Source organism: Photobacterium aquimaris (genome assembly GCF_002954455.1).
Taxonomy (GTDB): Bacteria; Pseudomonadota; Gammaproteobacteria; order Enterobacterales; family Vibrionaceae; genus Photobacterium; species Photobacterium aquimaris.
The window spans coordinates 941,961-948,797 of the sequence record NZ_MSCC01000001.1 but is presented as its reverse complement, the minus strand read 5'-3'; the positions used below and the strand labels follow the sequence as shown (position 1 = coordinate 948,797).

Annotated in this window: 6 protein-coding genes and 1 tRNA gene; 3 read left to right on the top strand and 4 right to left on the bottom strand. The window is 38.5% G+C overall.

The window, feature by feature from the left end; translation table 11 throughout:
* The first annotated feature begins 22 nt into the window (after positions 1-22).
* Together BTN98_RS04160 and BTN98_RS04155 are read left to right on the top strand one after the other, a co-directional pair.
* Positions 23-99 (top strand) — tRNA-Val (locus BTN98_RS04160).
* Between the two features lie 143 nt (positions 100-242).
* The gene (locus tag BTN98_RS04155; protein WP_060996473.1) at positions 243-587 is read left to right on the top strand and encodes a hypothetical protein; all 345 of its coding nucleotides are present in this window, start codon (positions 243-245) and stop codon (positions 585-587) included.
* A gap of 71 nt (positions 588-658) precedes the next feature.
* Here BTN98_RS04155 and BTN98_RS04150 read toward each other — a convergent pair whose 3' ends face one another.
* The 4 genes from BTN98_RS04150 to BTN98_RS04135 form a co-directional block, all read right to left on the bottom strand.
* Entirely contained in the window at positions 659-1,720 is a 1,062-nt protein-coding gene (locus tag BTN98_RS04150) for an FAD:protein FMN transferase (RefSeq protein ID WP_060996474.1), read from the bottom strand.
* 123 nt (positions 1,721-1,843) lie between these two features.
* Positions 1,844-2,953 (bottom strand): ABC transporter permease, encoded by a 1,110-nt coding sequence (locus BTN98_RS04145; protein WP_060996475.1) that lies wholly within the window; start codon positions 2,951-2,953, stop codon positions 1,844-1,846.
* Entirely contained in the window at positions 2,950-3,876 is a 927-nt protein-coding gene (locus BTN98_RS04140; protein WP_060996476.1) for an ABC transporter ATP-binding protein, read from the bottom strand. The genes BTN98_RS04145 and BTN98_RS04140 overlap by 4 nt, the downstream gene beginning before the upstream one ends.
* Entirely contained in the window at positions 3,866-4,831 is a 966-nt protein-coding gene (locus tag BTN98_RS04135; RefSeq protein ID WP_060996477.1) for an HlyD family secretion protein, read from the bottom strand. The genes BTN98_RS04140 and BTN98_RS04135 overlap by 11 nt, the downstream gene beginning before the upstream one ends.
* A 553-nt stretch (positions 4,832-5,384) precedes the next feature.
* Here BTN98_RS04135 and BTN98_RS04130 point away from each other — a divergent pair.
* The gene (locus tag BTN98_RS04130; protein WP_060996478.1) at positions 5,385-6,785 is read left to right on the top strand and encodes an APC family permease; all 1,401 of its coding nucleotides are present in this window, start codon (positions 5,385-5,387) and stop codon (positions 6,783-6,785) included.
* Positions 6,786-6,837: the final 52 nt, after the last annotated feature.

Below are 6,837 nucleotides of genomic sequence, written 5' to 3'. Positions count from 1 at the left end.
GCGGTTTATTACAGTACAATTTGCTCGCTTAGCTCAGTTGGTTAGAGTACTTGCATGACATGCAAGGTGTCACTGGTTCGAGTCCAGTAGCGAGCACCATCTTTTAGATACAACTAAGCCTGCTTTTTAGCAGGTTTTTTTGTATCTGGATCATAACAATTGCAATCAATAGCATAGGTTAGCGACAACCGAACAGTAATTAGGTAATATTTATATCAATTATAATAATTGACGATATAACGATGAAAATTACTGTTGATGGTGGCTCGTTTAAAGTATCAGTTGATACCGAATTTGAAGGCTTACTCACTGAAGCTGCGGCGGTTTTTGATGAAACATTAGTCCAAGCTAAATCAAACGACAAGGCTATCTTACGCTTTCTACAAATCATTCTTGAACACCGTGAAAGCGATGATGCGGTTGGCTATGCTGTTCTCGGTTTACTTGGCTGGTATAACGCCGCAATTAATCCAGTTACAGATAAAGACATTGAATTAAATTTACCTAAAATCGTACCGCATTTACTCAACCCTGCTGGGGATATCAATGCAACTAGCGACAATGAAAAAACAACATTCAAGCATTGATTGACACCCTCCTATCATTAAAAAGCCACTCATCAAGAGTGGCTTATAAGCATCAAAAGATTGTTCTAAAATTAACTTAATGTAATGCGCTTATCTTTTTTAAGTGAATCGCTTTCAGAGCTTTTAAATGTGTTGTTTTCACTTTGAATAAAATATACCGACAAATCTTGCTCATTGGCGACAATTTTACCTTCAACAGGCCCTAAACATAACATTGAGGTTGCCCAAGCATCACTAACAATCGGATTATGACCAAATACAGAAGCTGACACTAAATCATGGGTTACTGGTGCACCAGTTCTAGTATCTAAAATATGAGAATAGTCTTTTTTACCATCTTTAAAATTATGATGGTAAGTACCAGAAGTATTTAATGACACGCCATCTTCCGCATTAATATTAACGATAGTATAAGGACGAATGCCGTCTTTTAATGCTATTGGCTGTTCAATGGCTACCCGCCATTTTTGACCTTCAAGTTTGCGACCTTTAATTTTCATATCGCCGCCAAACTCAACTAAATAATTATTAACACCATCAGCCTCTAAGATTTTACTGAGCTGACTGATCGCATACCCTTCGCCCATTGAAGATAAATCCACTTGTATCTGAGGAATAGTTTTTCTGATCCGTAAATTTACTGGGTCAATTTCAATCTTATCAATACCAATATCTTTTTTCAGCGCCGCTATTTGCTGAGCTGTAGGCACATTAAGCGTCTCACCTTGAAAACCCCACAATTTATACAAAGGCTGAATCGTAGGATCATAACAACCGTGGCTATCTTTATTTAATTTTTTCGCAAGCGACAACATATAAATGAAATCTTTAGAAGCGGGTTGCCACTGAGTCGATGTACTGTGATTAAACTTAGAAATATATGAATCATTACGATAAGTTGAATATTCTTTATCAATCGCTGCCAGCTTTTTATTAAACTGTTCGGTTACCTTCTCAACAGGTACATCCTGTTTTGACCAATATGTCACATGGTAACTAGTACCTTCAGCAAAGCCTGTGATCTTGTGTAATTTGGGCGCTTGACTACAACCAGACAACAGTACGATGGCAGATAAAGACAACGCAGCAACATAGCTTCGCTTTGACAATAATTTTGGCGAATGAGTGAACATAAAACGACCTTAGCTCTCTAAATAATGGTCGAAGTCTAACAATAGCGCCGAAAGATCGCTAGGCTATAAACAAATAATGCCACATCTACGTATACTCAAAAGATATAATTTGCAATCATGATCTTAATCTAACGTTTTCTTAAACCGTATGGACGCGACAATTAAACCAACAATTGTGAATATAATTAACCATAATGTATCACGCCACAAATCGACTAAATCTGCACCTCGCAACACAATGCCACGAATAATACGGATAAAATGGGTGGTTGGTAATACTTCTGCAATCCATTGGGCGACAACGGGCATACCTTCATAAGGGAACATAAACCCTGATAATAAAATTGAAGGCAATAAAATAAAAATGGTCATTTGCATCGCTTGTAGCTGCGTGGTCGCTTTGGTCGAAATCACCAGACCTAAGGTTAAACTCGCAACAATAAACAACAATGTTCCAAGAAATATTTGCGTTAATGAGCCATTAATTGGCACATCAAAAATGATATGTCCCAATCCTAAAATAATAATGGATTGAGTAAGACCAATAAATATATACGGCGTGATTTTGGCAAGCATCAACTCTAATGGCTGAATTGGGGTAGTAATTAATAATTCTAAATTACCCTGTTCTCGCTCACGTACAATGGCAACCGAGGTAAATAAAATCATTGTCATGGTCAGTATTACTCCGAGTAGCCCTGGAATAATATTAATTGCAGATCGCCGTTCAGGATTAAAATACAGCGTTACCTCAAAGTTATTCGGTTGTACTTTTCGTTGTGCGATCACTGCTGTTAATGGCATTTTTTGTAATTGCATGATGGTAGAGCTAATCAATGCATCAGATCCATCAACAAGCCATTGCCCTAGTGGTTGATGAGTTGCTATTCGTCGTTGAAAATCAGACGGAAGCACCAATACCGCTTTTACTGTGCCATCCATAATCGCTTGTTGCCCTTGCTGAGGTGTGGCATAACTCGCTATAACATCAACAACCTGTGTTGCTTTAATCGATTCCACCAGCATACGTCCAGTTGCTGAGTGGCTCTGATCAACGATTGCAGTAGGCACATTACGGACATTGGTATTGATCGCGTAACCAAATAATAACAATTGAATTAATGGGATCATCACGATCATGCCAAAGGTGATACGATCCCGACTAAGCTGTCGTAACTCTTTGCTAACAATTGCATTGATCCGCAACAGACTCCACCATAAGCGAGTGATCATTGTCGTCTCTCCCCTGTGCAGGTTACAAAAACATCCTCAAGGCTTGGTCGGCTAATTGTTATTGTCGCTGTTGCTAATACGGGTATTTGTGTTGGTAACCAACCAACAGGATCCTCAACATCCTTTGATACCAACACCCGTAACCTCACTCCAAGTTGAGCGGCAGATCGTACTTGGGGTAATTGTATAATTTGCGCTTTCAATTGACGTAATTGCTGGGCTTCTATTTCAACAACCGTCACCGCCATTGCCGCCATAAGAGAATTTGGTGTACCGTTAGCTCTTACTACACCGGCTTCCATAATAGCTAAGCTGTGGCATCGTTCTGCTTCATCCATATAATGTGTCGTGACTAAAATTGTGGTGCCTTGATCCGACAAATCAAATAATTGCTCCCAGAAATCACGTCTATTTTCAGGATCGACGGCAGATGTTGGCTCATCAAGAAGTAATAAGTCGGGTTGATGAATGGTGGCAGCAGCTAATGCTAAACGTTGTCGCTGACCACCACTTAATTCACCGGCTCGTCGTTTAGCCCGCTGATCAAGCCCATAAGTAATTAATTGTTGTTGAACACGTTGTTGTCGTTGTGCTCTTGGCATACCAAAAATTTGTGCCATAAATTCAAGGTTTTCTTGAATGGTGAGATCTTGATATAACGAAAATTTTTGGGTCATATAACCAATACGTAGCCGTAATTGTTCGGCTTGACGTGGAATCTCTAATCCAAGCACATTTACGCTACCAGTGGTTGGGGTTAATAATCCCGTTAGCATTCTTAATGTGGTAGATTTACCGCAACCATTAGGGCCTAAGAAACCATAAATTGTCCCTTTCGGTACCACTAAATTCAGATTATCGACCGCAACAAAATCACCAAACTTTCGACTTAGATTAGTTGCAATAATCGCATTATCGTTCATGTGGCATCTCCACTTGAACCGGCACCCCTGCTGGTAAATCCCGACCACTTTCAGGAAAGTCTACTTTGGCCAAATACACTAACCGCGCTTTATCACTACCATTAAGGGTGTAATAAGGTGTAAAAGAAGGCATGGTTGCTATCCAACGTACTGTGCCTTGAAAAGGCTGTTTAATACCATCAACATGTATCGTTAATTTATTGCCTGCTTTTATATTGACACGATAAGGTTCAGGTACATAAATACGTGCATAAGGGGTTGTGAAAGGCGTAATAATTGCAATTGTTGCGTTAGCAGTAACTCGATCACCAACATGATATGGCAGACTTTCAACAACGCCATTACGAGTGGCAATGATTGTATAATCTTGCAAAATTTGCTGTTGCAACGTCACATCAGTGATAGCTGCCATTAGTGCTGCTTGAGCTTGTTTGATATCTTCAACCCGCTCGCCACTGACTATTTTTTTCAGCCCATTAATTGCTGTTTGCAGTTCAGCTTGTGCTATATCACGCTGAGTTTGAGCACGATCACGCTCAGCCGTTGACACAACCTTTTTAGCAAATAAGCGTTGTATGCGTTGGTTATCTTCACTTTTATCGAGAAAATTTGCTTGATATTGTTCCACTTGGGCTTGAGCTGCGGCAATATCTTCAGGACGAGCGCCATTAGTTAAACGCTGTAAATAAGCTTGTGCTTGCTGCTTTACTGCTTGCGCTTTAGCAACTCGCGTTTGTTGTTGTTGCGATTTCAGCGTTGCAACTACCTGACCTTTTTTAATTGCACTGCCTTCAGCAATAGGTTGCGAGGTGATAATTTCATTTGCTGTTGCTGTAAGGGCTATCTGATCACGCTCAATCGTGCCTAGTGCTAAAGTGGCAGCTTGATCATTACATCCCGTAACTACGCCGAATAAGGCAATAAAAATACAATAACGCGACAATACGTATTTCATAATCAGCTCCATTAAACTCAAATAATATCCCTTTAACTGATCATCTCACTGCCAATTTTCAGCAACCACACAGATATACACGGCCATAAGAGATAGGTTTTTACCAAACATGTGTATCAATATTTAGTCGCAATAATATCAATTACAATAGTCATTTATCTTGTCATACGGATATTTGTCTACTTTATAATCAGTAAAGTATTCAAAAAATCACTAAATGATTAATTACTCATTTTTTTATACTACTTAAATAGCCTTAAGCATCGATATTAATTTTAACTACCGACACTTAAATACTACAATATAGCAACTAAATAAGCTTATAATTCTTAAACTTATACTGCTAACATTTCAATGTTGGACTAAAAAAATGTCTAAAAGTATTCATCGTTTACTATAATGAATCGTTATTACCATTTTTGATAATCAATATGTCATTTTTGCCTATATACCAATGTAAGCTACAGGCTCTAAAATGCCATTCTTTTTCTTTGAACACCGCATTGCTTGCTGTTTTATAACACATTTTGCGGACTTAACCTGAGGGCCTTTAATGGGCGATATCGCAAAATCTGCTGCAAAACTAAGCGTTTTCTCGATAATAATGATCACGATTACCTCGGTAGATAGTATCCGTAATTTACCGGGCGCAGCACTCTTTGGTAGCCATGCTATTTCTTTCTTTTTACTGGCAGGATTATGCTTCTTTGTACCAACAGCATTAGTCTGTGCAGAAATGAGTACTACTTACCCTAAACAAGGCGGGGTTTATCTGTGGGGTAAAGAAACTTTAGGCCACAACTTTGGTTTTGTTACTGTATGGTATCAATATGCTGAAAATATTGTCTATTATCCGCCACTGATCTCATTTATTGTTGCAACGGGTACCTACCCCTTTTTCCCTCATCTAGCAGAAAATAATATTTTTATGCTCGTGATGATTAATGTCATTTTTTGGGCGCTAACCTTAGTTAACATCTTTGGCTTACGTCTATCATCAATGATCACTAATGTTTTTGGTATGATTGGTCTGATCTTCCCTATTTTGCTTATTATCGCATTAGGTGGCTATTGGACATATACCAACCCTGAAGCATCACATATCTCATTACGTCATGTTTCAGATTGGTTACCAGATTTCTCTCAAAGTGGTATTGGTGCTAGTTTCACTGCCGTGGTGTTATCACTCACCGGAATTGAAATTACTACCGCTTATGCAAATGAAGTTAAGAACCCACAAAAAGCCTACCCTAAAGCATTATTAGTTTCGACTGTCATGATTTTAGTGTCATTAACGGCTTGTTCATTATCTATCGCAGCGGTTGTTTCACACAATAATTCAAGTTTAAGTGAAGGTATTATTCTTGCATTTAAAACCTTTTTTGAAGATATGAATTTGCCATTCTTATTACCTGTAATCGCACTTGCAATTGTATTTGGTAGCTTGGCTAGTTTGAACAACTGGATTATTGCTCCGACTAAAAGTTTACATGTTGCTGCTAAAGATAAGTTTATGCCTATCCGCTTATCTAAAGAAAACCGCAATAAAGCACCAGTGCCACTACTGCTGTTGCAAGGCGCGATTGTTAGCTTATTATCGTTAGTGTTTGTGTTAGTACCCAATGTAAACCAAGGTATGTGGTTACTTAATATTCTGATGACGCAACTTTACATGGTAATGTACATTTGTATTTTCATCAGTTTCTTAGCATCACGCCGCAAGCATCATCATATTGAGCGTCCTTTCCGCGTACCAGGTGGAAAATATGGCATGATTATCGCTTCAACCCTTGGTTTAATTAGTTGTTTTGTAACTATTTTTGTTTCTTTTGATGTACCATCTAGCATTAACAAAAGTACTGCTGCAATTGCATTAATTTCAGGGTTTATTATTTTTAGTCTTCCTGCTATTGCTGCTATTGTTTATCGCAATAAGCAGCTCAAACAGGCTTAATTACTCAAATAATAAACGTCTGTAGCGACATAAAAAAACCGCAGCATTTACC

Excerpts from the sequence above, each read along its gene's own strand:
- BTN98_RS04145 (WP_060996475.1), bottom strand. The coding sequence starts at position 2,953 with ATGATCACTCGCTTATGGTGGAGTCTGTTGCGGATCAATGCAATTGTT.
- BTN98_RS04140 (WP_060996476.1), bottom strand. The coding sequence starts at position 3,876 with ATGAACGATAATGCGATTATTGCAACTAATCTAAGTCGAAAGTTTGGT.
- BTN98_RS04150 (WP_060996474.1), bottom strand. The coding sequence starts at position 1,720 with ATGTTCACTCATTCGCCAAAATTATTGTCAAAGCGAAGCTATGTTGCT.
- BTN98_RS04155 (WP_060996473.1), top strand. The coding sequence starts at position 243 with ATGAAAATTACTGTTGATGGTGGCTCGTTTAAAGTATCAGTTGATACC.
- BTN98_RS04135 (WP_060996477.1), bottom strand. The coding sequence starts at position 4,831 with ATGAAATACGTATTGTCGCGTTATTGTATTTTTATTGCCTTATTCGGC.
- BTN98_RS04130 (WP_060996478.1), top strand. The coding sequence starts at position 5,385 with ATGGGCGATATCGCAAAATCTGCTGCAAAACTAAGCGTTTTCTCGATA.